The sequence below is a fragment of the Kitasatospora sp. NPDC088783 genome, assembly GCF_044750705.1.
Lineage (GTDB): Bacteria > Actinomycetota > Actinomycetes > Streptomycetales > Streptomycetaceae > Kitasatospora > Kitasatospora fiedleri.
Genome location: NZ_JBIVKJ010000005.1, coordinates 86,949 through 112,679 on the forward strand (window position 1 = coordinate 86,949; position 25,731 = coordinate 112,679).

At 75.2% G+C, this 25,731-nt stretch carries 19 protein-coding genes; 10 read left to right on the plus strand and 9 right to left on the minus strand.

Annotation, left to right across the window (positions count from 1 at the left end; translation table 11 throughout):
* The first annotated feature begins 213 nt into the window (after nucleotides 1-213).
* Nucleotides 214-2,805: a hypothetical protein gene (locus tag ACIP60_RS16260; RefSeq protein ID WP_400684412.1), complete on the plus strand. Its 2,592-nt coding sequence runs from the start codon at nucleotides 214-216 to the stop codon at nucleotides 2,803-2,805.
* 144 nt (nucleotides 2,806-2,949) lie between these two features.
* Nucleotides 2,950-3,333, plus strand: a complete 384-nt coding sequence (locus ACIP60_RS16265) for a helix-turn-helix domain-containing protein (protein ID WP_400684415.1) — start codon at nucleotides 2,950-2,952, stop codon at nucleotides 3,331-3,333.
* A gap of 106 nt (nucleotides 3,334-3,439) precedes the next feature.
* Here ACIP60_RS16265 and ACIP60_RS16270 read toward each other — a convergent pair whose 3' ends face one another.
* The 3 genes from ACIP60_RS16270 to ACIP60_RS16280 form a co-directional block, all read right to left on the minus strand.
* Nucleotides 3,440-4,042, minus strand: coding sequence for a ClpP family protease (locus ACIP60_RS16270; protein ID WP_400684418.1), 603 nt, complete (start codon nucleotides 4,040-4,042; stop codon nucleotides 3,440-3,442).
* 1 nt (nucleotide 4,043) lies between these two features.
* Complete coding sequence (locus tag ACIP60_RS16275) at nucleotides 4,044-4,682, minus strand: ClpP family protease (RefSeq protein WP_400684420.1); 639 nt, start codon at nucleotides 4,680-4,682, stop codon at nucleotides 4,044-4,046.
* A gap of 172 nt (nucleotides 4,683-4,854) precedes the next feature.
* Nucleotides 4,855-6,555, minus strand: coding sequence for an FUSC family protein (locus ACIP60_RS16280; protein WP_400684423.1), 1,701 nt, complete (start codon nucleotides 6,553-6,555; stop codon nucleotides 4,855-4,857).
* Between the two features lie 400 nt (nucleotides 6,556-6,955).
* Between ACIP60_RS16280 and ACIP60_RS16285 the strand changes: the two genes are divergently transcribed.
* Both ACIP60_RS16285 and ACIP60_RS16290 read left to right on the plus strand, forming a co-directional pair.
* A complete protein-coding gene (locus tag ACIP60_RS16285; RefSeq protein ID WP_400684426.1) occupies nucleotides 6,956-7,633 on the plus strand; it encodes a hypothetical protein in 678 nt (225 codons plus the stop codon).
* Nucleotides 7,634-7,732: 99 nt separating this feature from the next.
* The gene (locus ACIP60_RS16290; RefSeq protein WP_400684429.1) at nucleotides 7,733-7,966 is read left to right on the plus strand and encodes a hypothetical protein; all 234 of its coding nucleotides are present in this window, start codon (nucleotides 7,733-7,735) and stop codon (nucleotides 7,964-7,966) included.
* An 86-nt stretch (nucleotides 7,967-8,052) separates the two neighbouring features.
* On the opposite strand, the gene ACIP60_RS16295 is transcribed toward ACIP60_RS16290, so the two are convergent.
* The gene (locus ACIP60_RS16295; protein ID WP_400684432.1) at nucleotides 8,053-8,385 is read right to left on the minus strand and encodes an STAS domain-containing protein; all 333 of its coding nucleotides are present in this window, start codon (nucleotides 8,383-8,385) and stop codon (nucleotides 8,053-8,055) included.
* A gap of 545 nt (nucleotides 8,386-8,930) precedes the next feature.
* Nucleotides 8,931-9,887: an NADP-dependent oxidoreductase gene (locus ACIP60_RS16300; protein ID WP_400685360.1), complete on the minus strand. Its 957-nt coding sequence runs from the start codon at nucleotides 9,885-9,887 to the stop codon at nucleotides 8,931-8,933.
* 78 nt (nucleotides 9,888-9,965) lie between these two features.
* Between ACIP60_RS16300 and ACIP60_RS16305 the strand changes: the two genes are divergently transcribed.
* Entirely contained in the window at nucleotides 9,966-10,583 is a 618-nt protein-coding gene (locus ACIP60_RS16305) for a TetR/AcrR family transcriptional regulator (RefSeq protein ID WP_400684435.1), read from the plus strand.
* 35 nt (nucleotides 10,584-10,618) lie between these two features.
* Here the strand turns inward: ACIP60_RS16305 and ACIP60_RS16310 are convergent, their stop codons facing one another.
* A complete protein-coding gene (locus ACIP60_RS16310) occupies nucleotides 10,619-11,515 on the minus strand; it encodes a BTAD domain-containing putative transcriptional regulator (RefSeq protein ID WP_400684438.1) in 897 nt (298 codons plus the stop codon).
* A gap of 170 nt (nucleotides 11,516-11,685) precedes the next feature.
* Here ACIP60_RS16310 and ACIP60_RS16315 point away from each other — a divergent pair, with 170 nt between their 5' ends.
* Nucleotides 11,686-12,339 carry an RICIN domain-containing protein gene (locus tag ACIP60_RS16315; protein WP_400684441.1) on the plus strand — a complete coding sequence of 218 codons (654 nt, stop codon included), beginning with the start codon at nucleotides 11,686-11,688 and terminating at the stop codon, nucleotides 12,337-12,339.
* A gap of 75 nt (nucleotides 12,340-12,414) precedes the next feature.
* On the opposite strand, the gene ACIP60_RS16320 is transcribed toward ACIP60_RS16315, so the two are convergent.
* Entirely contained in the window at nucleotides 12,415-15,225 is a 2,811-nt protein-coding gene (locus ACIP60_RS16320; RefSeq protein ID WP_400684444.1) for a TIM-barrel domain-containing protein, read from the minus strand.
* Nucleotides 15,226-15,699: 474 nt separating this feature from the next.
* Nucleotides 15,700-16,887, minus strand: coding sequence for a polysaccharide lyase family 7 protein (locus ACIP60_RS16325; RefSeq protein ID WP_400684447.1), 1,188 nt, complete (start codon nucleotides 16,885-16,887; stop codon nucleotides 15,700-15,702).
* A 312-nt stretch (nucleotides 16,888-17,199) separates the two neighbouring features.
* Here ACIP60_RS16325 and ACIP60_RS16330 point away from each other — a divergent pair, with 312 nt between their 5' ends.
* The 4 genes from ACIP60_RS16330 to ACIP60_RS16345 all read left to right on the plus strand — a co-directional run bounded on the left by ACIP60_RS16330 (nucleotide 17,200) and on the right by ACIP60_RS16345 (nucleotide 24,403).
* A complete protein-coding gene (locus ACIP60_RS16330; protein WP_400684449.1) occupies nucleotides 17,200-21,063 on the plus strand; it encodes a DUF6531 domain-containing protein in 3,864 nt (1,287 codons plus the stop codon).
* A 5-nt stretch (nucleotides 21,064-21,068) separates the two neighbouring features.
* On the plus strand, nucleotides 21,069-21,566 hold the full coding sequence (locus ACIP60_RS16335; RefSeq protein WP_400684452.1) for a hypothetical protein: 498 nt from the start codon (nucleotides 21,069-21,071) through the stop codon (nucleotides 21,564-21,566).
* A gap of 20 nt (nucleotides 21,567-21,586) precedes the next feature.
* Entirely contained in the window at nucleotides 21,587-21,967 is a 381-nt protein-coding gene (locus ACIP60_RS16340; RefSeq protein ID WP_400684455.1) for a bleomycin resistance protein, read from the plus strand.
* Between the two features lie 270 nt (nucleotides 21,968-22,237).
* A complete protein-coding gene (locus ACIP60_RS16345) occupies nucleotides 22,238-24,403 on the plus strand; it encodes a hypothetical protein (RefSeq protein WP_400684457.1) in 2,166 nt (721 codons plus the stop codon).
* Between the two features lie 75 nt (nucleotides 24,404-24,478).
* Here the strand turns inward: ACIP60_RS16345 and ACIP60_RS16350 are convergent, their stop codons facing one another.
* Nucleotides 24,479-25,636, minus strand: coding sequence for a universal stress protein (locus tag ACIP60_RS16350; RefSeq protein WP_400684460.1), 1,158 nt, complete (start codon nucleotides 25,634-25,636; stop codon nucleotides 24,479-24,481).
* Nucleotides 25,637-25,731: the final 95 nt, after the last annotated feature.

Here is a 25,731-nt window from a genome sequence, read left to right on the forward strand (position 1 = left end):
TGGGCGGGGGCGAACCCGGGCTCGACCGGCATCCGGGCGTTCGTTTCCCGGGGCGGTCACGGTGGGGGCCGGACGGTGTCGCGCAGTCATATCCGGTCATGATGCGATCAATAGGAGAAGTCGGTCCGGGTCGAACTGTTCGCCGCCCTACCTTGGTCGGCGGCACGAGCTGACGCGACGTCAGTTCGGCTGCCGATCCGAGGTGGAGAAACAGTGCTGAGAAGCCCGCGTCCGCCCCTTCCGATCCGTCGAGCCCGTCGAGTCCGCCCGTCGCGCGCCGCGCTGGCCGCGGCGCTCACCACCGCCCTGCTGCTGCTCGGACCGGGCGGCACCGCCCCCGCGAGCGGCCGGACCGCCGACACCGCCGCCGTCGCCGAGACCGCCACCGCCGAGACCCCCGCCGAGACCGCCGCCGCGGGGTCGACGCTGGTGAAGAGCGTGCGGAACGCCACCCACCCCGGCGCCGCCACCGCCGAGCACGGGGACACCCTCGACTGGACCGTCCAGTACGAGAACCGGACCCCCGGGGACGCCGCCGCCCCCGCCGCGGTGACCGACCCGATCGCCGGTGCCGGGGCGGGCCAGAGCTACGTCCCCGGCTCGCTGCGAGTGCCGCCCGGGTGGACGCCGTCCTGGTCCACCGACGGCACCACCTTCGGGCCGACCGACACCGGCGCGGCCACCGTCGCCGTCCGGGCCGAGAACCCGGTCGCCCGGGCCGGCGGCACCGAGCTCTCACCGCTGCTGCTCGCCCCCGTCCAGCCCACCGCCCAGGCCACCGGCGGCGACGGCTACACCCCCGTGCTGTACCGGACCCCCACCGGGGAGGTGCAGGCCTGGAACATCTACCACCACGCCGCCCCGGCCGCGCCGAAGGTGGTGTGCAGCAGCCTGACCACCGGTCAGCCCTGTACCGGCGGCCCCTGGCCGCGCCCGCTGAACACCGCGACCGGACCGCTCGGCAGCGGCGCCACCGGCGACCTCGGCAGCCCGCTCACCTCCAAGTACGTCCTCGACCCGCAGCAGCCCAACCTGCTGTACTACCCGGCCACCACCGCGACCGGCGTCGGCATCGGCTGCCTCGACCTGGCCGCGCACGCCAACTGCGGCTACACCGCCCTGGCGGCCAACGGCACCGCGCCCAGCAGCGCCAACAACCTCGCCGGACTGGCCCGGGTCGGCGACGCGCTGTACGCGGTCGCCAGCACCGGCCAGGTGCTCTGCCTGTCGCTGCCCGGCCGCACCCCCTGCCCCGGCCAGCCGTACGCCCCGATCGTCGCCCCCAACCACGACCTGCCGAACACGCCCGCCGCGCTCTACCAGGGCGGCCTGACCGCCGTCGGCGACAAGGTGTTCGCCTCCTCCGCGCCGCAGGCCGGCGGCTCCAGCGCGGCCGGCCCGCCCGCCCTCGGCTGCTTCGACACCACCACCCGCGCGGTCTGCGCCGGCTGGAGCACCCCGCACCCCGTCGGACCGACCTCCGGCTACTACACCTACGACGCCTTCACCGCGTACGACACCGCCGGACACCCCGACGGCGTCTGCACCAGCACCGTCGGCGGCGCCACCGTGCTGACCACCTGCTACGCCGTCGACGGCTCGCCGCTGCCCGCGCCCGGCATCCTGTCGGCGTTCAGCGGCGGCACGCTGACCTTCGACCCCGAGACCGTCACCACCGACAGCGGGACGCGCAGCTACTTCCCGGCCTGGGGCGGCACCGGCGGCAACGGCAGCACGCTCTGCTACGACTGGACGGCCGCCGCGCCCTGCGCCGGCTTCCCGCTGCCCGCCACCCACCCCAGCGCCAACGGCGGCGTCACCCGCGACTACGGCTACGCCTACGACAGCACCACCCGCTGCCTGATCGGACTCGGCGACGCCGGCGTGCTGTTCTCGATGGACCCGGCCACCGCCGCCAGCCCCTGCCTGCACAGCGGCGCCACCGTCACGCTCAGGCCCGCCGACTTCTACTGCGACGGCGGCAGCGGCCACGTCCGGTCCTACACCCGGGCCCGGCTCACCGGCCTCGACCTCACCCACGTCGACCCGACCGCCTCCCGGGTCCTGGTCACCGACCCCGACGGCACGCCCGTCACCACCCCCGGCCTCGCCCCCGACGGCACCGTCGACCTGTCCGGCGTCGACCCCGCCGTGCACCCCGCGCTCACCGTCACCGCGCAACTCGTGCTCACCACCACCGGGGACTTCACCGCGGACAACCACCCGATGCTGGTCGTCGAGTACCGCGGCGACGCGCCGCAGGTCTGCTTCCGCACCACGGTCGCCGCCGACTGCGCCACCACCTCCGTCGGCAACACCGCCACCGGCACCGACGCGACCGGCGCGCTCACCTCCAACACCGTCACCGTCCCCGTCGCGCCCGGCGAGGGCTGCCAACCCCGGGTCAGCGTCCAGAAGGAGATCTGCGGCTCCGCGAACTCCCGCGACTGCGCCCCCGGCGGACCCGGGCCCTGGGCCAAGACCAGCCCGGTCGGACTGCTGGGCCTGCTCGGCACCGCGCACTGGCGGATCACCGTCACCAACGCGGGCCCGGTCGACGCCGCCGCCGTGACCGTCAACGACCCCACCACGCCCGCCTGTCGGAGCGCCGCCGGCACGTTCGCGCTGCCGGCCGGGAGCAGCCGCCAGGTCTACTGCGACTCGCTGCTGCTGGCGCTGCCGGTGAAGAACACCGCGTCCGCCGACTTCGTCGCCGCGAACGCACCCGCCGGGACCGTCCCGACCACCACCGCGCCGTCCGCGGCGGTGGCCTGCTCGCTGCTGTGCCTCCTGGCGGTGCCCTAGCCGGAACCGAACCCGCCACGGCCGACCGGCCGCCGGGCACCCCGCCCGGTGGCCGGCCGGCCGACCGTTCGCGGTCCCGGGGGTTCTGCTGAGGGCAGAGCGGTACGGCCCGTCCGGCGGGCGTGCGGTGCCTAGGCTTGGGGGATGAGAACTCATGCGTCGGACACCCAGGCCCGCGTCGTACCGCTGCGCCCGCCGCAGGCGCCGGAGCGCAGGGAGCCGCTGCTGCGGGACGTGGTGGGCGGCGTGCTGCGACGCGAACGGCTCACCCAGGGGCGGACGTTGAAGGACGTCGCGGAGGCGGCCCGGATCTCGGTGCCGTACCTGTCGGAGCTGGAACGCGGCCGGAAGGAAGCCTCCTCCGAGGTGCTCGCCGCCGCCGCCCGGGCGCTCGGCCTGGGGCTCGGGGACGTCCTCTCGCTGGTCCAGCGGGACCTGGTCGCGCTGCACGGCACCGCCGCCCGGGGCCGGACCGCCACCGCGGCCGCGGCCGCGGGCCGCTACGGCGGGCTCTGCCTGGCGGCCTGAGCGGCGGGAAGCCGCCCGAGCGGCCGCAGGGTCGTACGCCGTACGCCCGGGCCCGGAAGCGGTTCCCCCACCGCTTCCGGGCCCGGGCGTACGGGCGCGTACCGCCTCAGGAGGCGGGGACGCGGCTGCTCAGCACCCGGTCGGCCAGGCCGTACGCGACGGCCTCCTGCGCGCTGAACACCTTGTCGCGGTCCATGTCGGCGCGCAGCGCGGCCACCGGGTGACGGGTGTGCCGGGAGAGCACCTCCTCGACCTGGGTGCGGATCCGCAGCACCTCCTTGGCGGCCAGGCTCAGGTCGGAGACGGTGCCGCGCTGTCCGCCGCTGGCGGGCTGGCCGAGCAGCACCCGGGCGTGCTGGAGGACGAAGCGCCGCCCCGGGTCGCCGCCGGCCAGCAGCACGGCCGCGGTGGAGGCGGCCTGGCCGACGCAGTAGGTGGCGATCGGGCACTGCACGAACGTCATCGCGTCGTAGATCGCCATCAGTGAAGTGAACGACCCGCCGGGCGAGTTGAGGTAGAGGGCGATCTCCTGCTCGGGGCCGGCGGCCTCCAGGTGCAGCAGCTGGGCGATCACCACGTTGGCCACGCCGTCGTCGATCTCGGTGCCGAGGAAGACGATCCGCTCGCTGAGCAGCCGGCTGAACACGTCGTAGGAGCGCTCGCCCTGGGCGGTCCGCTCGATCACGTAGGGAATCGGGTAGGAGGCCATGTCACAGCCCCGCCCGTCGACGGGACGCGGCCGTGCCGATGTCGGCGAGCGACTCCAGCACCTGGTCCACCATCCCGTACTCGCGGGCCTGTTCGGCCGTGAACCAGCGGTCCCGGTCGCCGTCCCGGGCGATGGTCTCCGGGCTCTGCCCGGTGTGCTCGGCGGTGATCCGCTCGATGGCCTGCTTGGTGTACTCCAGGTTCTCCGCCTGGATCGCGATGTCGGACGCGGTGCCGCCGATGCCCGCCGAGGGCTGGTGCATCATGATCCGCGCGTTGGGCAGCGCGAACCGCTTGCCGGCCGCGCCCACCGTCAGCAGGAACTGCCCCATGCTGGCGGCGAACCCCATCGCCAGGGTGGAGACGTCGTTCGGGATCAGCCGCATGGTGTCGTAGATCGCCAGCCCCGCCGTGACCGAGCCGCCCGGGCTGTTGATGTACAGGCTGATGTCGGCGCGCGGGTCCTCGGCCGAGAGCAGCAGCAGCTGCGCGCAGACCCGGTTCGCCGACACGTCGTCGACCTGGGTGCCGAGCAGGACGATCCGGCGGGCCAGCAGCAGCGCCGCCAGGTGGTCGTCGAACGGGTTGGGCGGGGTGTCGCCCTCCTCCGCCCGGGGGCGGAGGGCACGGAGTGGAGTCATCGGGTCTCCCGGTGGTGACGGAGGGTCGGTGACTCCACTGTTGCCCGCCGCGGGCCCCCGGCGGACGCCGCTCTGCCCGCCGCAGATTCGCTGCGGGCAGAGGCGGCCGGGAGCGGCCCCCCGGCCGGTCGGTCGGTGCCGGTCGGTGCCGGTCGGCGGTGCTCGGCCGTGCTCAAGGGCGGGCCGCGAGGCGGTGCAGGTCGGCGGCCAGGCGGTGCAGGTGGTGGCGGGTGGCGTCGAAGTGGTGGTGGTCGGCCGGGACGGCGGGGGCCAACGCGGTGTCCACCGTCCGCTCCACCTCGTCGATCAGCGCGGCCCAGCGGGCGGTCGCCGCCTGCCGCCACGGCGGCTCGCGCCGGGCCCGTTCGAACTCGGCCCGGGCCGAGGCGAGTTGCAGGTGCGGGGCGCCACCGCCGCGGGGGCGGGGCGGGGCCAGCGCGAGGGCGGTCTGCTCGACGGCGGCGGCCAGCCGGCGGGCCACCGCGAGCTGCCGGTGGCGGTGCGGGCCGAGCAGCTCGCAGGCGAGCACCGCGGCCAGGCAGCCGATCGCGCAGCACGCCAGGTTGGGCAGCAGCAGCGGCAGGCCCGGGTCGCCCGCGATCTGGGTGACCATCAGCACCACCGTGGCCAGCGCCGCCGCCTGGTACAGGTAGCCGGTGCCGGACAGCGCCGGGACCAGGCCCGCCGCCAGCGCCAGCACCGCCAGCAGCGCCCCGTCCGGCCCGGCGCAGGCCAGCACCAGCCCGCTGCCCAGCAGGCCCAGCGCGGTACCGCAGAACCGTTCCAGCGCACGCCCGGTGACCGGGCCGACGTCCGGACGGCAGACGAAGACCACGTTCAGCACCGCCCAGTACGGGTGCGGCAGTTCCCAGTACGCCGCCGCCGCGCCCGCCAGCAGCAGCGCCAGGCCCACCCGCAGGCCGCACAGCCAGGACTGCGGGTCCGCCAGCACCGCCCGGGCCGCCGACCGCCGACGGCCCGGGTGCCGGCGGGCCCGCCCGCCGGCGGACCCGACCGGCCCCGGCGTCACCGCGGACCGGGCCGCCCGCAGCAGCCGCGCCTCCAGCGGGCCGCAGGCCGGCGGCCACGCCCCGTCCGACGCCGGGCGGCCCGCCGCGACCCGCTCGGCCTCGGCGCGCAGCCGCCCGCGCAGCGCCGGACCGGCGGCCAGCCCCCGGGCCCCGGCCGAGGAGGCCGTCTCGGCGAGGGCCAGCAGACCCGGCAGGTGCCGGGCCAGCAGCGCGCCGCCGCCGACCGCGCCGGTGTGCCGGGCCTGCTCCAGCGCGTCGTGCAGCGCGCGCCGCCGCGCCGTCCCGGCCGGGCCCGCCGCGTCCGGCTCCAGCACCGCCGCGCAGCCCGCCAGGCACCGGGCCAGCAGCGCCCGTTCGGCTCGGCCCCGGAAGAACGGGCGCCCGGCCAGCGCCAGCACGACCACCGACAGGCCGCCCAGCAGCATCAGCGCGGGCGGCAGCCAGAGCGGCCCCGGCAGCGGCAGGTCCCGGGCCACCGCGGCGTCCATCAGCAGGACCATCGCGCCGAGCGAACCCTCCGGGCCCAGCCGGGCGAGCACCCCCGCCGCCACCCCCAGCGCGGGCAGCAGGTACGGCTCACCCGCCCGCCCCGCGGCCGTCAGCGCGGCGAACGCCCCCACCACGCCCAGCAGTTGGGGAAACAGCATGGTGATCGCCCGGTGCCGGTAGGCGGCGGCCACATCGGTCAGCACCGCCGAGAGCGCGCCCATGGCCACCATCACCCCCTCGGCGGGCCGTCCGGCCCACAGGCCCAGCCCGGCCGGGGCGGTCACCGCCGACAGCGCGCGCCAGGCCGCCGGCGAGACGGCGGGCCGCCGCCGGGGGGCGCAGGTCTGCCGCACCCAGGGCAGCAGCCGTCCCGCCCCCGGCGCCCGGGACGGAGCCCGCTCCGGGCGGGGCCGGGTCTGCCGCCCCCGGGGCAGCGGAAAGTCGGACCGGAGCGTGCGGTGACGCCCGTGTCGAAGTGTTGACATGCCGCACATGCAAGGCGACGCCCCACCGCCGCCGACCCGCCGCCACCGCCGTGCTGCGCCGCCTGGAGGCGGGATTTCGCTTGGCCGGGGGAGCACCCGTGACCTCCCGGTGTCGCCCGGATGGAGCGCGTGACCTCCGCCGCGCCGCCACCCGCCCCGACCGCGGGAGGGGCCGTTCCGGCGGGACGTTTCTGCCCGTGGCGGCCGGACCGGGGACGGTCTCGAGGATCTTCCCGCCGCCGTCTGCGCCCGCCGTTACGCTGACGCCATGACGAAGCGTCACCTCGGCAGGGCGACAGCGGCCCTGCTCCTCGCGGGCACCGCCGTCGCGTGCGGCAGCAGCACGGAACGCACCGGGTCGGCCGACATCGCCGACTCCGCCGGGCCCGGCGCGTTCGCCGTCCCCGCGGGGCTCACCGCCACCTGCGGACTCCTCGGCTACGGCTCCTTCTCCGACACCCTGGGAACGCCGACCGGCACGGACACCCTCGGCGACACGGTCTCCGGCACGGACCGGGAGAAGACGGTCGACTGCCGGCAGGACGTCGCCCACCAGGCGAACGGCACGGCCGACCTCTCGAAGCCCCAGGGCACGGTCGAGACCCAGTTGGCGTTCTGGCGCGACGTCGACACCGCGAAGTCCCAGTTCCCGGCCGAGCGGACCGTGGCCCGCGACCAGCTCGCGAAGGACGCGGCCACCACCCCCGTGCCGGGCGTGGGGACCGAGGCGTTCCGCTACCTCAACAAGGAGTCCATCGGGACGGCCGGCACCTTCGTGCTGGTGGTGCGGCAGAGCAACCTGATCCTCACCGTGCAGGTGACCGCCCTCGGCACCACCCCGTTCACCGACCGGCAGCACACGGAGATCTTCGACCGGATGGCCGACCACGCGAAGGCGGCCCTCCCGGTGGTCCGGCGCGCGGCCACGGCACCGGCCGGTTCCTGAGGGTCCGTCCGGCGGCCCCGGACGGATTGCGCGCGGACCGGCCGGGTAGCCGCGAGGGCGAAGCACCCGACCCGAAGCACCCGACCCGGGGAGACGCCGATGACCGCACACCGCGAACCCGCACCGGACGGGCGGGGCCGCCCGGACGCCGAGGGCGACCGCCGCTACGGCGACCGGGCCGCCGACGTCCGGCCCGCCCGGGAGCACGACCCGGACGTCCACGGCCCGCAGGAGGGCTACGACGCGACCGCCGACGCCGCCGAGCGCACCGGCACCGACGCTCCCGACGCCGACGCCGACGCCGACGCCGACGCCGACGCCGACGGACGCTGACGCCGACACCGGCTGACGCCTGCACCGGCTGACGCTGACGCCAACCCGACGCCCCGCGCGGCCCGGGACGGGCTCGGCCGGGCCGCTCAGGCGGGGGCGGGCGGCTCCTGCGGCTGGAGGTCGAAGACCCGGTCGGCGCCGACCACCTCCAGCAGCCGCATCACGTTGGCCGAGGGGCGGGCCAGTTGCAGGACGGCACCGGTGTGCCGGGCGGTCCGGCGGGCGTCGAAGAGCAGGTTCAGGCCTGCGGAGTCCATGAAGGTGACCGCGGCGAGGTCGACGGTGACCAGGGCGGGCGCGTCGAACTGGGCGGAGGCGAGGGCGGCCCGCAGCCGGGGCACGGTGTGCAGGTCGAGTTCGCCGTAGCAGGTCAGCTGGGGGCCCAGCGGACTGTTCTGCCGGGTGACGGTAAACGACACGGGGTTTCCTCTCGGCCGGGGCGCGGACGCGGCAGCGAGCGTACCGGCCGCACGAGGCCCCGGGCAGGGCGCAGGCGGCACCGCCCCGCGCCGCGCGCACGCCCCGCCGCCCGTACGTGTGGCCGGCCGCGCGTCCGCTGCCGGGGGCGGGGACGTGTCGTACCGCCGTTCGGTCGACGGGACGGCGCGGTTGGTCCGTCCGGTGGTGATCCTGGCGGTAGGACGGGGCCCGCAGCCGGCCGCCGGGTCCTCCTCGCGCTGCTGCGCGCCGCCCGGGCGGTCGACACTCCGGACGACGGCCGCCGTGCCCGGTCTCCGGCGCCTGGCGCACCGGCCTCCGACACTGCCTCGCCGAACGCCGCCGGGAACTGCTCCCGACCGGCACCGTCGCGCGCCGGGGCGCCCGGTCGCCCGCCGTCCCACCGCCGCTGCGGGCGGTCCTGGCGCTGCGCGCCGGTCGGTGGCTGCCCGGGGTGCTGCGGACCTCCGTGCGGTGACCGGCGCGGTCGGTGCCGGAGCCGGTCCCGTGCTCCGCGCGGTCGGGCTCAGAGGTCGATGACGACCTTGCCCCGGACGTGCCGGTCGGCCTGGAGCTCGACCGCGGCCCGGACCCGGTCGATCGGGAAGGTCGCCGCGACGGGCACCCGCAGCCTGCCCGCCGCGACCAGGCGGGCGATCTCCTCCAGGGCGCCGGGGGCGGCGTTCGCGCCGTTGGCGGCCGTCACGCCGTCGACCTGCGCGGCGATGGTGCAGATCCGGCCGTCCGGGACGCCGAGTTCCCGCGCCACGTCCACCGTGTCGGTCCCGTGCAGGTCGAGCGCGGCGGTGACGCCGCCGGGGGCGAGGGCGCGGACCCGTTCGGCCAGGCCGTCGCCGTAGGTGACCGGCTCGGCCCCGAGGCCGCGCAGGTGGTCGGCCGACGCCGCGGACCCCGTCCCGATCACGCGCGCCCCGGCGAGGCGGGCCAGTTGGACGGCGAACACGCCGACCCCGCCGCCGGCGCCGCCGATCAGGACGGTGTCGTCCGGGCCGGGGGCGATCGCGGCGAGGGCGGCGGACGCCGTGCGGCCCGCGATGGTGAGGGTGGCGGCGGTGCGGTCGTCGACGCCGTCGGGGGTGCGGTGGGCCTCGTCCGCCGCGGTCTCCCCGGACGGGGTGACCAGCACGAAGTCGGCGACCGCCCGGGACAGGGCGCCCCCGAACACCCGGTCGCCGGGGGCGAAACCGCTGACGCCCTCGCCGACCTGGTCGACGACGCCCGCGTAGTCGGTGCCGAACCCGACCGGGAGGGTCAGGCCGAAGCGGGCGGCGGTGTCCGCGTCGGAGGTCATGAACCAGTCCATCGGGTTCAGTCCGGCCGCGGTGACCCGCACCCGGACCTGCCCCGGCCCGGCCTGCGGCGCCGGGACCTCCCGGACGTGCAGGTGCTCGGGGCCGCCGAAGGAGTCCATCCGTACGGCCCGGCCGCCGGTCGCGGGTGCTCGGTCGGTCTGTGTCTGCATGTGCGCCATGTGCGCCGTCTCCTCGATGGTGAAGGTCGCCGGTGGAGGGAGGATCGAAACGGACTATGCTCCGTTTACATGAGTGACCGTAACAGAAACGGAGCGCGTTCCGTTTCTTCCGGGGCGGAGACCCGCCCGCCGCGGGCGGACGCGGCCCGCAACCGCGACCAACTGCTCGCGGCGGCGACCCGGGTGTTCATGTCGGCCGACGAGGAGCCCCCGATGCGCGCCATCGCCCGGGAGGCCGGGGTCGGCATCGCCACGCTCTACCGCCACTTCCCGACCCGCGAGTCGCTGGTCGACGCGGTCTACCAGGACCAGGTCGAGCGGCTGACCGGCGGCGCCCGCGAGCTGCTCGGCCGACTGCCCCCTGCGGCGTCGATGCGGTGCTGGATGGACCTGTTCGGGGACTGGACGGCCGCCAAGAACGGCATGCTCGACACCCTGCGGGCGATGATCGAATCGGGTCGGATCGCCCACACCGGGACTCGGGCCGAGCTGCTGACGGCCATCACCACGATCCTCGACGCGGGCCGCGCGGCGGGCGACCTGCGCTCCGACGTCGCGGCCGAGGACATCGCCGCCGCCCTCATCGGCATCTTCACCGTCGCCCCCCGCCCCGAGCGGGAAGACCTGGCCGCCCGCCTGCTGGACCTGCTGATGGACGGCCTGCGGCCCGCCGCCCGGACGCCCTGAGACCGGTCCCGGTCCGGCCCGGTCCCGCGCGGCGGCTACGGGACGAGCCTCGGGCGGGCCCCGCCGTCCGTCCGGTCCGCGGCGGGCCGCTCCGGGCCGCTCCGGCGGGCGGGGGAGCCCCGGCCGGGCTCGTCCGGGCGCGGTGGCCGGGCCGTCGGCGGGGGGCGGTCGCCGGTCAGGACGGCGCGGTAGAGCGACTGGAGTTCCGCGCCGGGGGCGGCGCCCAACTCCTCGGCCAGGCGGCGCCGGACGGTGCCGTAGCGGTCCAGCGCCTCCGCGCTGCGTCCGGCCGCGTGCAGGGCCTGGATCAGCACGTGCTCCAGCGGTTCGGCCAGCGGGTACTCGGCGGTGAGGTCGGGGACCGCGGAGATCACCGCGCCGGGGCGGCCGAGCCGGAACTCCGTCCGCGCCCAGCGCACCGCCGCGTCCAGCCGCCGCCGGTGCCAGCTCGCCCGGACCTGCGCGGCCCACTCGCCCGCGAGACCGGCCAGCGGCTCCCCCCGCCACAGGCCCAGGGCCTCGGCGAGCTCCGCGGCCCCGGCCTCGTCGTCGTGCTGCCGGTCGGCGCCCTGCTCGACCAGCCGGCGGAATCGGTGCAGGTCCACCAGTTCGGGGTCGACGTCCAGCACGTAGCCCGCGTGCCGGCGCTCCAGCCGGGCCGCCGTCCCGCCGCCCGGAACGGCGGTCTGCCGCAGCAGCCCCCGGATCCGGCTCAGGTGCGCGTACAGCACCGGCCGGGGGTGGGCGGGCGGACGGTGACCCCAGACCCGGTCGACGAGCGTCTCGATCGCGATCGGCCGGCGGGCGTCGACCAGCAGCGCCGCCAGGACCACCTGCTGCCGCGGCGTCCCCACGTCGAGCGGCCCGCCCGCCGACCGCACCTCGATCTCGCCCAGCAGCCGGAAGTCCACATGTACCCCCCAGGTGATCAACGCGTGATCGGCGGCGCGCGCGAAGCGCCCGGCTGCCCATGCTGGCTGCCCCGCAAGGCGGCCGCAAGGTCGGTGCACAGGCCACCGCGCCAGGGTGGGACGCCCCGGCCGCCGACCACCCGGAACCCGCGGTCGCCCCCCACGGCCGCACCCCCACGGAGGAGACCACCATGCGGACACCCCTTCCCCGACGGCCCGACCGCCCGGGCCGCTCGGACAGCCAGGGCCGGACCGGGCGTGCCCGGTTCACCCCCGCCGCGCTGGCGGCGGCCCTCGCCTGCGTGCTCTTCGCGGCGCTCGCCCCCACCCCCGCCCAGGCGGACGAACCCACCCGCTACGAGCTGGTCAACGCCCGGACCGGGCTGCGGGCCGACGTCATGTGGGCCTCGGCCGCCCCGTACACCGGCGTCTTCCTGTGGCCGGACAACACCAGCGCCTCCCAGGAGTACGAGCTGCTCGACAGCGGGAACGGCTACTTCCGGATCAAGGCCCGGCACTCCGGCCAGTGCCTCATGCTCGACTGGCGCTCGGGGACCTACGCGAACGGCACCCCCGTCCTCCAGTACCCGTACTGCGACGCGGGCTACGCCCCGGCCGAGTGGACCACCGCCTGGGTCGGGCACACCTGTACCTGCTTCCCCACCACCATGCTCCTGAAGAACCGGGCCACCGGCCGGTGCCTGGACGCCGCCGCGCCGTCCGGCACGCCCGCCCAGCAGGCCGTCCTCCAGCAGTGGGACTGCATCACCGCCGACGACGCGTGGAACACCGGCAACCAGAGCTGGAACCTCCTCCAGCTCAACAACCTCCCCGTCGTCAACTAGTGCCGCGTCAGGCCGCCTGCGCCCGCCGGGGGACCGGCGGGCGCAGGCGCGTGCGTGGTGGCGCGGGCCCGGGCCCTACGGGGCCGGGCTGCCGGTGGCGGTGATCTCCGCGGCGCTGGTCCACGGCCCGCGGTTGCCGGCCTCGGTCAGGGCGCGCAGCCGCAGGTAGCGGCCGCTCTTCGCGGTGAACTTCACCGACTTGAGGGCGGCGGTGTCGGCGAAGCTCCCGGTGGCGACGGGTGTGCCCCAGGAGGTGGTGCTGTCGGAGACGTAGACCTCGTAGGAGCCGATCCGGCCGTTGACGCCGCCGTCCTGCCGGGGCAGGTAGCCGAGGCCGTCGACGGAGTAGCGGGCGCCGAGGTCGATCCGGATCTCGTGCGGGAGCGGGGCGGGGGTGCCGGACCACTGGGTGTGCCAGAGGGTGGCGGAGCTGCCGTCGATCGCGTGGGCGGCGGCGCCGTTCTCGTTGGCGGTCTCCTGGCTGTCGGCCGAGACCACCTTCCAACCGGCCTGCGGGATCGGGCCGCTGCCGCCGACCGGGGTGCCGGTGGGCAGGGTCAGGCCCTTGGCGGTGACGGTGAACGCGCCGGTGACGGCGTGGTCGCCGGCCTTGACCCACAGGGTGCCGGAGCGGTCGGCGGGGTCGAAGTACCAGCCGGTGGCGGCGGACTGGTAGGCGGCCTTGCCGCTCAGCTTCGGCAGCGCCGTCCCGCCGACCGAGACGCCGCTCGGCGCGCCGGCCGCGTGCACGGTGAACTCGTAGGCGCGGCTGGCGAGTTGCCCGGTGTAGCTGCCGTTCGCCGCGCCGACCGCGAGGGTGACGTCGCCGGTGCCGGAGTTCGGCGCGGTGACGTCGACCCGCTGCCGGGAGGAGGCGCCGTTCCGGTAGGCGCGGGTGGTGCCGTCGTCCTCGTACAGGGTGAAGGAGGAGGTGCCGCGCGGGTAGACGTCGTAGGTGAGGGTGGAGACGGGCTTCTCGCCGGTGTAGTTCATCTGCGGCCACATCGGCACCGCCGCACCGGACTTGACGAACAGCGGCAGTGTGTCGAGCGGGGCGCTGTAGCCGTTCAGCCAGCCGGGGCCGGTGTAGACCTTGCCGGTCCAGTAGTCGGTCCAGCTGCCGGCCGGCAGGTAGATGCCGTCGCGGACGCTGGTGTCGCTGACCACGGGGGCGACCAGGAAGGAGTCGCCGGCCATGAACTGGCCGCTGGTCCGGTTGTCGCGCGCCACCGGGTCGTCGGGGTACTCCAGCACCATGGCGCGGGTGGAGGGCACGCCGGTGTCGGTGGCCGTCCGGCTCATGGTGTACAGGTACGGCATCAGCCGCATCTTGAGCTGCAGGTACGTGCGGTTGATCGACAGGTACGGGTCGGCGTACCGCCAGGGCTGCTTGTCGTTGTAGCCGGCCGACGGGTTGGTCGCGCCCCAGCCCGACATCGTCATGAACGCCGGGGTGAACGCCTTCCACTGGAGGTCGCGGACGTACGTCTCGGGGCTGCCGGCGAAGATGCCGTCCACGTCCCCGGAGGCGTAGTTGAGGCCGGACAGGCCGGCGCCCGCGATGGACGGGACGTGCCAGCGCATGGCGTCCCAGGTGCCGGAGGTGTCGCCGGTCCAGACCACGGCGTTGCGCTGGGTGCCGGCCCAGCCGTCGACGGTCCAGACGAAGCGGCGGGCGTCGGAGTTGTTCTCGATGCCCGCGACGGCCTGGTTGACGCCGGTGAAGGCGGTCTTGTAGCCGCCTCCGATCCAGGCCACGTCGGTCTTGACGGCGCGCGAACCGGCCGTCCCCACCTCCCAGTTGATGTTGTTCAGGCCGGTGGAGGTCCACAGGCCGGTGTGGACGCCCCGGGCGGCCAGGCCGGAGACGGTGCCGGGCAGGTCGGTGTAGCCGCACCCGTAGCCGTCGTTGGGCAGGAACCAGCCGGAGGGCATGTCGGCGGCGCGGGCGTCGGTGGCGTAGCCGACCGCGTCGGGGGTGGTCTGGTGGCGCAGCCGGTCGTGGTCGCCGCTGTAGGCGGGGTTGGAGGCGTTGAAGCAGTCGGCGTTGCCGAGTTCGAGGCCCCAGATCGGGGCGAGGAAGGGCTTGCCGGTGACGTCGGTGTAGGCGTTCAGGACGTCCTTGAGCGAGTTCCCGGCGAAGTACCAGGCGTCGAAGCGCTGTTCGTTGTGGGTGAGCCGGGTCGGCGCGCCGAAGTCGTAGCTGCCCGGGGCCCAGGTGTTGCGCATCACCCCGTAGCCGTTGGTGGACATGTAGAACGGGGCCGGGCTGGCGTTGCTGTTCTCGGTCCAGGAGTTGGTCACGGCGACCGGGACGGTCCGGTCGCGCAGCGCCCAGTCGCCCAGGTGCAGGCCGGTGCCGTAGAACTGCTCGTCGGCGCCGCGGCTCAGGTACTGGGTGGTCTGGCCGGTGGTCCAACTGGTCGGCTGGGACTCGGCCCAGAGCAGGGTGGCGTTGTCGGCGCGGTAGAGCGCGAAGGTGAGCGGCGCCTTGGTGATGCGCAGCGAGATCGCGGAGGTGCCGATCCGCCAGTAGCTCCCGGCGTCGGTGAGGGTGGCGGTGACGGCGCCGAAGGCGGTGGTGGTGGCCAGGTCGGTGCCGGCCGGGTCGTCGGTGAACGCGCCGTTCGGGCTGAGCCAGATCCGGAAGATGTCGGCGCGGGCCAGCTGGACCCGGGCGACCGCACTGCCGGAGGTGGTGACGGTGAAGGTGTTGCCCGAGCGGGTGACGGCGGTGGCGTTCCCGGCGGTGGCGGCGTGGGCGGCCGGGGCGGGGCCGAGGGCCGCGAACAGGGCCGCGACGGTCAGCAGGACGACGGAGAGCACGAGGGAGCGGCGCCCTCCGCTGCCGGGCCTGGGCAGCGGGGGGCGCGGGACGGAACGCATCGGTGGATGCCTCCTCGGTGGTGATCGGGGGCGGTGGAGGGTGACCGCGGGGCCCCGGACCCGGCGCGAGGCGGCCGGGCGGACCTGCGGGACGCTGCGCTGTGCTGTCGACCGGACGGGGCGTCAGGCCCCGCCGAGCGGAGCGGGGTGGGGAGCTCCGCCGGTTCGCCGGTGGGCCGGGTTTGACCGGTGTACATCGCAGCAGCAGGCTGACGTGACGTCAAGTGCTCGATGAGGCGCAGTTTCGAACATCTTCGCGCAGAACGCGCAGTCGGGATGCGCGGAACGGCGCGCAACGGCGCACAACGGCCGCAGGAGGGCGCGGGGGAACGGCGGCGGGAGGGTGCGGGGGAACGGCGGCGGGAGGGCGCGGGGGAACGGCGGCGGGAGGGCGCCGGGAGCGCCGGGAACGCCGTCGCCCCGCCGGGTGGGCGGGGCGACGGTGGTGCGGGGGAGCGGTCGTGCGGGGGCGGGTCAGCCGTGGTTGACCGCGAGGGCGTAGAAGGCGACCCGGGCGCCCTTGGTGGTGCTGTCCGAGGAGGACTGGTTGTAGGAGCCGGCCTTGAAGTACTGGTGGTAGGCGTTGAAGGAGGACGGGATCGGGTAGTGGGTGGTGCTGCCGTTGACCGTCAGGTCGATGGTGTTGCCGCCGGAGACGGCGATGGTGTAGCTCCACTTGGTGCCCACCGCGACGTGGCCCACGGTGTGGGTGGTCTGCCCGCCGTCGGGGGAGTTCTCCACGCCCGCCACGATGTCGCCGCTCGCCCGGTAGTAGAGCTCGATCAGCGGCTTGGTGGAGGAGCCGCCCGAGCCGAGGTGGATCTGGCCGACGCAGACGTTGGAGGTCACCGAGACCACCCGCAGGGTCGCGGCCAGCCGGTGGCTGCCGGCCAGCGCCCAGTCGGCCGCGCCGCCGTTCGGGTTCATCTCGCGCAGCTCGGAGCGGGCGTAGTTGGAGTTGGGCGTGGTGACGCCCTTCTCCGGGGCCCAGAAGGTCATCGCGCCGTCGCCGCCGTCGGTGTAGAAGTACGCGTCGTGGAAGCCGTTCGGGCCCTGGAGCGCGGCGGAGGAGACGGTGGTGGGCGAGCCGGGGGAGCCGACCGGCTCCTGGAGCTGCCAGCGCGAGAGGTCGAAGTTGCCGCCGGGGGAGACCGCGGGGTTCAGGCCGCCGGCGGGCGGGGTGGAGCCGGTGGGCGGGTTCCACTGCTGGTTCGTCCCGCCGGTGCAGGTCCACAGTTGCAGCGGGGTGCCGTTGGCGATGGAGCGGTCGGTGACGTCCAGGCACTTGCCCGCGCCGGTGTTGACCAGCCCGCCGCCGTCGGCGGTCCACTGCTGGGCGGCGGTGCCGTTGCAGTCGTACAGCTGCACCCTGGTGCCGTTGGCGGTGCCGGCCGCGGCGGCGTCCAGGCACTTGCCGAGCGCGCGGACGGTGTGGTCGGAGGTGTCCACCGTCCAGCTCTGCGCGGCGGTGCCGTTGCAGTCGTAGAGCTGGACGGCGGTGCCGTTGGCGCTGGCGGCCGCGGCGACGTCGACGCACTTGCCGCCGAGGCCGGTGATCGGGCCGGTGGCGGTCGCGGCGGAGGCGGCGGGGCCGAACAGGCCCAGGGTGCCGACGACACCGGCGGCGGTGGCCGCCGCGAGGAGGGGAGAACGGCGCTTCATGGGAGTCCTTGGTCGCTCGTGGTGGGGGCCCGGATCGCGAGCGCGGATGCGGGGACACGGGGGCGCGGGGCGCTGTCCGGCGGGGCGGTCCGGTGGGGCCGCGCACCCGGGGGAGCCGATGGACAGCAAACCTTACTGACGATCCGCCGGAATCCTGCTGGCTTGCCAAGACCCTGTCAAGATGCGGCGGGTGCGCCGGGCGGCGCTGCCCGGCCGGATCACGGTTGCCCCAAGCCCCCTCCCCGGCGCGGGAGTTCCGCGTTAGATTGCCGCGGTACGGGCACCGTACGGGGAGGCCGGGGTGAGCTTCGGATGAGCAACCAGATCGTCAAGGCCCTGGAGCGCGGCGCGCAGAAACTCGGCAGGACGCTCGCCGAGGACGCCGGGAAGGCGCTGAAGGACTTCTACCGCAAGGCCGGCGACAACCTCAGGACCGTCGCGAGGAACACCCGCGAGACCGAGGCCAGGCACGTCGAGGACCTCGAGCGGATCATGCGCGGCGAGGGGCGGGGCGGCGTCCCGCACCCGCGCCCGGGCGGCGGGCGCGGCCGGGGGAGCGGACCGCTGGGCCGGGGCGGGCGGCGCGGGCAGTCCGTGGACGGGAACTCCGGCTGCCACACCGCCGGCGACCCGGTGGACGTGGTCTCGGGCCAGGTCGTCACCGCCGAACGGGACCTGGTGCTGGCCGGGCTGCTGCCGGTGGTGCTGCGCCGCTCGTACGCGTCGGGGTACGTCGGGGGCCGGCTGTTCGGGCAGGGCTGGTCCTCCACGCTGGACCAGCGGGTGGAGGTCGACGCCACCGGGGTGCACTACGCGGGCGACGACGCGCAGATCCTGCACTACCCGCTGCCGCCGCGCCACGGGGCCCGGGTGCTGCCGGACGCCGGGGCGCGCTGGCCGCTGACCTGGGACGCCGACGGGGGCTTCCGGATCGAGGACCCCGGCACCGGCCTGGTGCGGCACTTCGCCGACCCCGGCCCCGGCGGGGCGTACCGGATCGGCGAGGTCCGCCCGATCTCGGCGATCAGCGACCGCAACGGGCACCGGATCGCGTTCCGGCTCGACCCGGACGGCGTGCCCTGCGAGGTCGTCCACAGCTGCGGCTACCGGGTCGCCGTCGACCGCACGGTCACCCCCGGAGGCGTCCGGATCGAGGGCCTGCGGCTGCTCGACGGCACCGACGGCGGGCGCGGCACCGCCGTGGTCGGCTTCCAGTACTACCCGGACGGCAACCTCGCCGGGGTGGTCGACTCCTCCGGCCTGCCCCACGTCCACGAGTACGACGAGGCCGGGCGGATGACCGCCTGGATCGACCGCAACGGCCACTCCTACGCGTACACCTACGACGAGGAGGGCCGGGCCGTCTCCGGCACCGGCGAGGACGGCGTCCTCGCCGCGGCGTTCCACCACGACCCGCGGGCCCGGGTCGCCGTCGCCACCGACAGCCTCGGCCACGCCACCGCCTACCACTACGACGAGCAGCACCGGGTGGTGCGGGTCGTCGACCCGCTCGGCCACGCCACCGGCACCGAGTACGACGAGCACGGCCGGGTGGTGGCCCGCACCGACGAACTCGGCCGCACCGTCCGCCTCCGGCTGGACGAGCACGGCGACCCGGTCCGGGTGACCGCCCCCGACGGCAGCGAACTCACCGTCCGCTACACCGGGTTGCGCCGGATCGCCGCCCTGGAGGAGAACGGCCGCACCACCGCAGCCTTCGACTACGACGCCGCCGGGAACCTGCTCGGCCGCACCGACGCGGCCGGCGCCGTCACCCGCTACGCCTACGACGGCCAGGGCCGGATGACCGCGCTGACCGACCCGCTCGGCCGCACCCACCGGATCGCCACCGACCCCGCCGGGCTGATCACCGCCGTCACCGACCCGCTCGGCCGGACCGCGACCGTCGAGTACGACGCGTTCGGCCGGGTCGCCGCCGTCACCGACCCGCTCGGCGCCACCACCCGGCTCACCCGCCGGGTCGAGGGCCAGGTCACCGAGCGCCGCCACCCGGACGGCACCGCCGAGACCTGGAGCCACGACCCCGAGGGCAACACGGTCGAGCAGCGCGACGCCGCCGGAGCCGTCGTCCGCTTCGAGACCGGCCCGTTCGGACGCCTGCGGCGGCAGGTCCGCGCCGACGGCGAGGTCCAGACCTTCCGCTACGACACCGAGCTGCGGCTCACCGCCGTGACCACCGGCGAGGCGGTCTGGGAGTACCACTACGACCCGGCCGGACACCTGGTGGCCGAACGCGACCTCAACGGCCGCACCCTGCGCCACACCAAGGACGCCGCCGACCAACTCCTCGCCACCACCGACCAGGACGGGCGCACCACCGCCTTCGCCTACGACCCGCTCGGCCGGCTCGTCGAGCGCCGCGACCACGACGGCACCACCACCACCCTCGGCTACGACGAGCACGGCCACCTCGCCGTCCTGACCGACGGCCGCTCCACCGTGACCTTCACCCACGACCCGGTCGGCCGGGTGCTGACCGAGGACGTCGACGGCCGCACCACCCACCACCGCTACGACCCGCTCGGCCGCCGCACCGGCCGCACCACCCCCACCGGCCTCACCTCCACCTGGAGCTGGGACGAGGCCGACCGCCCCGCCGCGCTCACCACCCTGCTGGAGGAACTCACCTTCACCCGCGACGCGGCGGGCCGGGTCACCACCAGCCGCCTCGGCTCCGGCGCCGCCCTCACCCAGAGCTGGGACCCGTCCGGCCGGCTGACCGGCCAGGCCCTCTGGGCCCGCACCGACGGCGCCCCCGCCCCGCTGCACCGGCGCGGCTACCGCTACCGCGCCGACGGCCTCCCCGAAGCCGTCACCGACACCCTCCGCGGCACCCGCACCTACGCCCTCACCCCCGCCGGACGGATCACCCGCGTCACCGCCGACGACGCCCACGAGAGCTACGCCTACGACGCCCTCGGCGCCGTCACCCGTGCCCACGACACCCGCCGCCCGCAGGACGGCTGCGCCGGCGAACGCGCCTACACCGGCTCCCTGCTGCGCACCGCGGGCCGCACCGCCTTCGACCACGACGAGCGCGGCCGGCTGGTCCGGCGCACCGTGCGCACCCTCTCCGGCGGGCGCCGCGAGTGGCACTACCACTGGGACGACCGGAACCGGCTGACCGGCCTCGACGCCCCCGACGGCACCCGCTGGGCCTACGGCTACGACGTCCTGGGCCGGCGCACCTCCAAACACCTGCTGGACGCCGGGGGCCGGATCCGCACCGACGCCGAACGGACCTGGTTCAGCTGGGACGACAACCAGCTCGCCGAGCAGCGCACCGTCCTGCCCAACGGCGCCGCCCGCACCGTCAGCTGGGACTGGGAGCCCGGCACCTGGCGGGCCGTCGCCCAGCGCGAACGGATCACCGGCCCCGACGGCGACCCGGTCGACGAGCGGTTCTACGCGATCGTCGCCGACCTGGTCGACGCGCCGAGCGAACTCGTCCACCCCGACGGCCGGATCGTCTGGCACGCGGACACCAACGTCTGGGGGCGCCGCTTCCGGCACCCTGCCGCCGACGGCGCCCCCGACTGCCCGCTCGGGCGGCCCGGCCAGTACCACGACGCCGAATCCGGCCTGGAGTACAACTACTTCCGCTACTACGACCCCGCCACCGGCCGCTACCTGAGCACCGACCCGCTCGGCCAGGAGGCCGGACCCGACCCGCACGGCTACGTCCCCAACCCGCTGTACTGGACCGACCCGCTCGGCCTGGCCCCCAAGCAGCCCTCCGGCTGGGGCGGCTGGTACGGCAAGCTGACGCCCGCGAACTGGACCGACGGCAGCGACACCACCCGCTACGAGGTCAACCACATCCCGGCCAAGGCCACCTACCTGGGCCTGGGCACCCCCGACCTCAAGGAGAGCACCGGCCCGGCGATCCGGATGGAGTACGACGACCACCGCGACTTCATCAGCACCGGCTCCTCCGCCGCCAGCGAGCAGTGGCGCGCCACCCAGAAGAGCCTGATCCAGCAGGGCAAGTTCGACGAGGCGATGAAGATGGACATCGACGAGATCCGCCGCGTCCACGGCACCAAGTACGACGCCGCGATCAAGGACATGGTCGACTCGCTGCCCGGCAACCGGAAGTTCCAGAAGTACCTGGCGGGGAACGGCTGGAAGATCCGCACCTGCCTCCTACAATGACCGGCATGGACATCGACCTCGAACCGGCCCGGGGCATCACCGGCTTCCCGCTCGGGATGGCCGCCGAGGACCTCGAGACCGCCGCCGCCGCGCTCGGCCGGGTCAGGGTCAAGGACGAGGGCCTCGCCGGGCGGTTCGCCTACATGAAGGTCACCGCCCTGCACGAGCAGTTCGAGATCGTCTTCCACCTGGAGGACGGCCGCACCCTCACCGCCGCCGAGGTCTGGGCCCCGCGCCCCGGCCCGGAGCGGATCACCGTCCGGCTCGGCGGCACCGACGTCTTCGCCGTCCCTGCCCGGCAGTTGCTCGACGAGCTGCGCGCCGCCGGGCACACCGTCATCGACAAGGTCCAGCACGCCTACGTGACCGACCTGCCGCTCGGCCTCACCCGCACCGCCGGGCACGACGTCCCGCTGGACACCGACGGCGAACCGCTCCACTTCCAGGCCGCCCTGGTCGCCCGCCCCGGCTACTACGACTTCCTGCTGCCCGCGGCCGAGTAGCCCGCCCCCCGGAGGAACCCGTGTCCGCACCGTCCGGCCCCGTCGCGTTCGAGCGGGTCGCCCCGGTGGTCCCGGTCCGCGACCTGGCCGCCGCCCTGGAGCGCTACGGCCGCCTCGGGTTCACCACCGAGCCGTACCGGGACGGTTCCGGGTACGGCTTCGTCTCGCGCGGCGCGGTGGAGCTCCACCTGACCGAGTGGCCGGAGCACGACCCGCTGCGCACCGGCGCGGTGGTCTACCTGTACGTGTCGGACGCGGACGCGCTGCACGCCGAGTGGGCGGCGGCGGCACCGCCGGGACGGCTGACCGAGCCGGCCGACACCCCGTACGGGCTGCGCGAGTTCGGCTACGTCGACCCGGAGGGCACGCTGCACCGGGTCGGCTCCCCGCTCGCCCGCTGAGCGGGCCGAGGCGGAGCGGGCCGGGCCGGGTCGGGGCGAGCCGCGCCCGGCGAGCCGCACCGGGCCGCCCGTCGGTGCTCCGGGGGCCGTTCCCGTCCGTTCAAGAGGTGAATCCTGCACGCCACTTGACGGTGGGTCGTCACCCCCTCAACACTTCCGTACGAACCCAGAGAGCGCTCTCAACCGGTCGGGTTCAGCAGAAAGGCGAAACCACCCCTTCTCCCACTTCGGCCCGGCGTTCACTTCACGAAGCCGGACGAGAGGACCCCCATGCGAAGGACGACCGCCCTCTCCCACCCCCACCCCCGGCAGCCCGCCCGCCCCCGGGTGCTCGCGCTGCTCGCCGCGGTGGCGCTCACCCTCGCGGCCCTGTTCGGCCTGGCCGCCACCGCCGGCCCCGCCTCCGCCGCGGGCGACTACACCCAGAGCGCCACCCAGCTGAACGCCTCGCAGGTCAAGATCGTCTTCACCCCGGCCACGCCCGCGCTCTACGTGGACGTCCACTACCTGGTCAACGGCGCCAACCAGCAGAACGTCCGGATGGCCAACAGCGCGGGCACCTGGAGCTGGACCGTCGGCTCGCTCACCACGGGCAACGCCCTGGAGTACTGGTTCACCTACGAGAAGAGCGGCCCGCAGTACGACAGCCCGCACTTCACCTTCACCGTGGGCGGCGGCGCGAGCAGCCCCAGCCCCAGCCCCACCGCCAGCGCCAGTCCCAGCAGCAGCCCCACCGGCGGCACCGGCGGGACCTGCCCGGCCCAGTCCGACACCCCGAACTTCGGGCCCAACGTGCACGTCTACGACCCGAGCATGTCCAGCGCCACCATCCAGGCCCAACTGGACGCCCACTTCAACCAGATGAAGGACACCCAGAGCGCCCAGTTCTCCGAGAACCGGGTCGCCGACCTGTTCAAGCCCGGCACCTACAACGTCAACGACAACGTCGGCTTCTACACCTCGGTGGCGGGCCTGGGCCAGAACCCCGGCGACGTCACCATCAACGGCAACATCACGGTGGACGCCTTCAACGCCTCGGACGCGGGCAACGCCACCCAGAACTTCTGGCGCTCCGCCGAGAACCTGGCCATCAACCCCGGCGGCGGCACCGACCGCTGGGCGGTCGCCCAGGCCGCCCCGTTCCGGCGGATCGACGTGCGCGGCAACCTGGCGCTCTACCCGGCCAGTTACGGCTGGGCGAGCGGCGGCTACGTCGCCGACACCAAGGTCAGCGGCCAGGCCGCCTCGATCTCGCAGCAGCAGTGGTACACCCGCGACAGCAGCCTCGGCAGCTGGGACGGCGGCGTGTGGAACATGGTCTTCTCCGGCGTCCAGGGCGCCCCGGCCAACACCTTCCCCAACCCGCCCGAGACCACCCTCGCCACCACCCCGGTCTCCCGTGACGTGCCCTACCTGTACGTCGACGGCTCCGGCAAGTACCGGGTGTTCCTGCCGAGCCTGCGCACCAACGCCACCGGCCCGAGCTGGGCGTCCGGCAGCACCCCGGGCAGCTCGCTGCCGATGAGCCGGTTCTACGTGGTCAAGGCCGGCGACACCGCCGCGACCATCAACAACGCGCTCTCCCAGGGCTGCAACCTGTTCGTCACCCCCGGGGTCTACCACCTCAACCAGACCCTGAACGTGACCAGGGCCGACACCGTGGTCCTCGGCATCGGCTACCCGACCTTCGTCCCCGACAACGGCGTCAACGCGATGCAGGTCGCCGACGTCGACGGCGTCCGGCTCAAGGGCCTGCTCTTCGACGCCGGCACCACCAACTCGGCCGCCCTGCTGACCGTCGGCCCGAGCGGCTCCTCGGCCAACCACGCCGCCGACCCGACCACCATCCAGGACGTCTTCTTCCGGATCGGCGGCGAGATCGCGGGCAAGGCGACCACCAGCCTGATCGTCAACAGCAACCACACGATCATCGACCACATCTGGGCCTGGCGCGCCGACCACGGCAAGGCCGGCACCTTCGGCTGGAACGTCAACACCGCCGACAACGGTCTGATCGTCAACGGCAACAACGTGCTGGCCACCGGCCTGTTCGTCGAGCACTACCAGAAGTACGAGGTCACCTGGAACGGCCAGAACGGGAAGACGATCTTCTTCCAGAACGAGATGCCCTACGACGTGCCCAACCAGGCCGCCTGGGTGTCGCCGACCGGCGTGAACGGCTACGCCGCCTACAAGGTCGGCAACGGCGTCACCAGCCACGAGGCGTGGGGGCTGGGCAGCTACTGCTACTTCAACGTCAACCCGGCGGTGAACGCCTACCACGCGTTCGAGGTGCCGAACACGGCGGGCGTGAAGTTCCACGACGTGCTGACGGTCTCCCTCGGGCACCAGGGCACGATCTCCCACGTCATCAACGACACCGGAGGCGTCACCCCCGACGGGACCGTCCCGGTCAACGTGGTCGCCTACCCGTAGCGGCAGGTCGAACGAAGGGCGGGCGGCGGGCCGAAGGGCCCGCCGCCCGCCCCCGCCGTGCGGACGCGGGGCCGGTCAGGCGTGCGGGACGAGGGCCACCGGGGCGGTGCTGTGCTGGACGGCCGCGTGGGCCACCGCGCCCAGGTCGCTGCCGAGCAGGTGCGGGCGGCGGCCGACCACCACCAGGTCGGCGTGCTCGGCGGCGGCGACCACCGCGCCGACGGCGCCCCCGAGGCGGGCCTCGACACGCAGTTCGACCTCCGGGTGGGCGGCGGCGGCACCGGCCAGCGCCCGGGTCAGGTCGGCCTCGATCTGCGCGCTCCGGTGGTCCGGGTCCGGGTCCGGCGGCAGCCAGCCGGGCGCCCCCGCCCAGAGCGGGACCATCTCCCAGCCGTGCACCGCCCGCACCACGGCGCCCGAGCGGGCCGCCTCGGCGAGGGCGAACTCCACGGCGGGCAGCGAGGAATCGCCCGCCAGGGCCACCACGATCTCCGGCCGGGCCGTGGCCCCGCCCAGCCTCGTGGGAGTGTCCACCGCGGCACCCGAGCCCGGCATCGCGGGCGCCTCCACCGCGGTGAGGGTGTCGGTGTCGGTGTCCACGGCCGTCGCCGTGGCCGTGGCCGTCGGAAGCGTGGCGGTGGCCGTCGTCGCGGGCCCGGGCGCGGTCGTGCCCGCGCTCGCGGCCGTCAGCGTCTCGGCCTCCGCCAGCACCTCGGCCTCCATCCGCGCGTCCGGCTCGACCGGTACGTCCGCGTCCGTGCGCGCGGCCACCGCCGCACGCGGGTCCCCGACCGGCTGCAGGGCGTTCTCCTCGGCGGGGTGCTCCCGGACCAGGACCACCGGGCAGGCGGCCCGGGCGGCGACCGAGAGGGCCACCGAGGTGCCCAGCATGTCGGCCAGGGCGCCCGGGCCGTGCGAGCCGAGCACCACCAGGTCGTAGCCGGCGGCGAGTTCGAGCAGCGCGTCGGTGGGGTCGCCGGCGGCGGCCTGGGTGCACACCGAAAGCTCCGGGTGGGCGGCCAGCAGGTCCGCCGCCAGGGTCTCCAGGTCGTCGTGCTCGGCCTGCTGGAGCGGGGCGGCGTCCGGGCCCTCCGGCCCGGCGGTGCCGAGCCAGTGCCAGACCCGGAGCAGAGTCAGTTCCGCCTCGCGCCGCACGGCCTCCGCCGCCGCCCACTCCACCGCGGCCCGGGACTGCGGGGAGCCGTCGTAGCCGCTCAGGATCTTCTGCGTCATGGTCCACGTCCCCTCTCGCGCCGGACGGCCGACCGCCGTCCGTGGCGGTCGTCGGCTACCCCGCTGAGCGGCGGACATGCGGGGGACGGGTGGTG

What these genes read in the sequence shown, in the direction of transcription:
- ACIP60_RS16305 (WP_400684435.1), top strand. Translation starts at nt 9,966, where the DNA reads ATGAGTGACCGTAACAGAAACGGAGCGCGTTCCGTTTCTTCCGGGGCG.
- ACIP60_RS16320 (WP_400684444.1), bottom strand. Translation starts at nt 15,225, where the DNA reads ATGCGTTCCGTCCCGCGCCCCCCGCTGCCCAGGCCCGGCAGCGGAGGG.
- ACIP60_RS16345 (WP_400684457.1), top strand. Translation starts at nt 22,238, where the DNA reads ATGCGAAGGACGACCGCCCTCTCCCACCCCCACCCCCGGCAGCCCGCC.
- ACIP60_RS16270 (WP_400684418.1), bottom strand. Translation starts at nt 4,042, where the DNA reads ATGGCCTCCTACCCGATTCCCTACGTGATCGAGCGGACCGCCCAGGGC.
- ACIP60_RS16275 (WP_400684420.1), bottom strand. Translation starts at nt 4,682, where the DNA reads ATGACTCCACTCCGTGCCCTCCGCCCCCGGGCGGAGGAGGGCGACACC.
- ACIP60_RS16285 (WP_400684426.1), top strand. Translation starts at nt 6,956, where the DNA reads ATGACGAAGCGTCACCTCGGCAGGGCGACAGCGGCCCTGCTCCTCGCG.
- ACIP60_RS16350 (WP_400684460.1), bottom strand. Translation starts at nt 25,636, where the DNA reads ATGACGCAGAAGATCCTGAGCGGCTACGACGGCTCCCCGCAGTCCCGG.
- ACIP60_RS16330 (WP_400684449.1), top strand. Translation starts at nt 17,200, where the DNA reads ATGAGCAACCAGATCGTCAAGGCCCTGGAGCGCGGCGCGCAGAAACTC.
- ACIP60_RS16325 (WP_400684447.1), bottom strand. Translation starts at nt 16,887, where the DNA reads ATGAAGCGCCGTTCTCCCCTCCTCGCGGCGGCCACCGCCGCCGGTGTC.
- ACIP60_RS16300 (WP_400685360.1), bottom strand. Translation starts at nt 9,887, where the DNA reads ATGCAGACACAGACCGACCGAGCACCCGCGACCGGCGGCCGGGCCGTA.
- ACIP60_RS16315 (WP_400684441.1), top strand. Translation starts at nt 11,686, where the DNA reads ATGCGGACACCCCTTCCCCGACGGCCCGACCGCCCGGGCCGCTCGGAC.
- ACIP60_RS16265 (WP_400684415.1), top strand. Translation starts at nt 2,950, where the DNA reads ATGAGAACTCATGCGTCGGACACCCAGGCCCGCGTCGTACCGCTGCGC.
- ACIP60_RS16290 (WP_400684429.1), top strand. Translation starts at nt 7,733, where the DNA reads ATGACCGCACACCGCGAACCCGCACCGGACGGGCGGGGCCGCCCGGAC.
- ACIP60_RS16335 (WP_400684452.1), top strand. Translation starts at nt 21,069, where the DNA reads ATGGACATCGACCTCGAACCGGCCCGGGGCATCACCGGCTTCCCGCTC.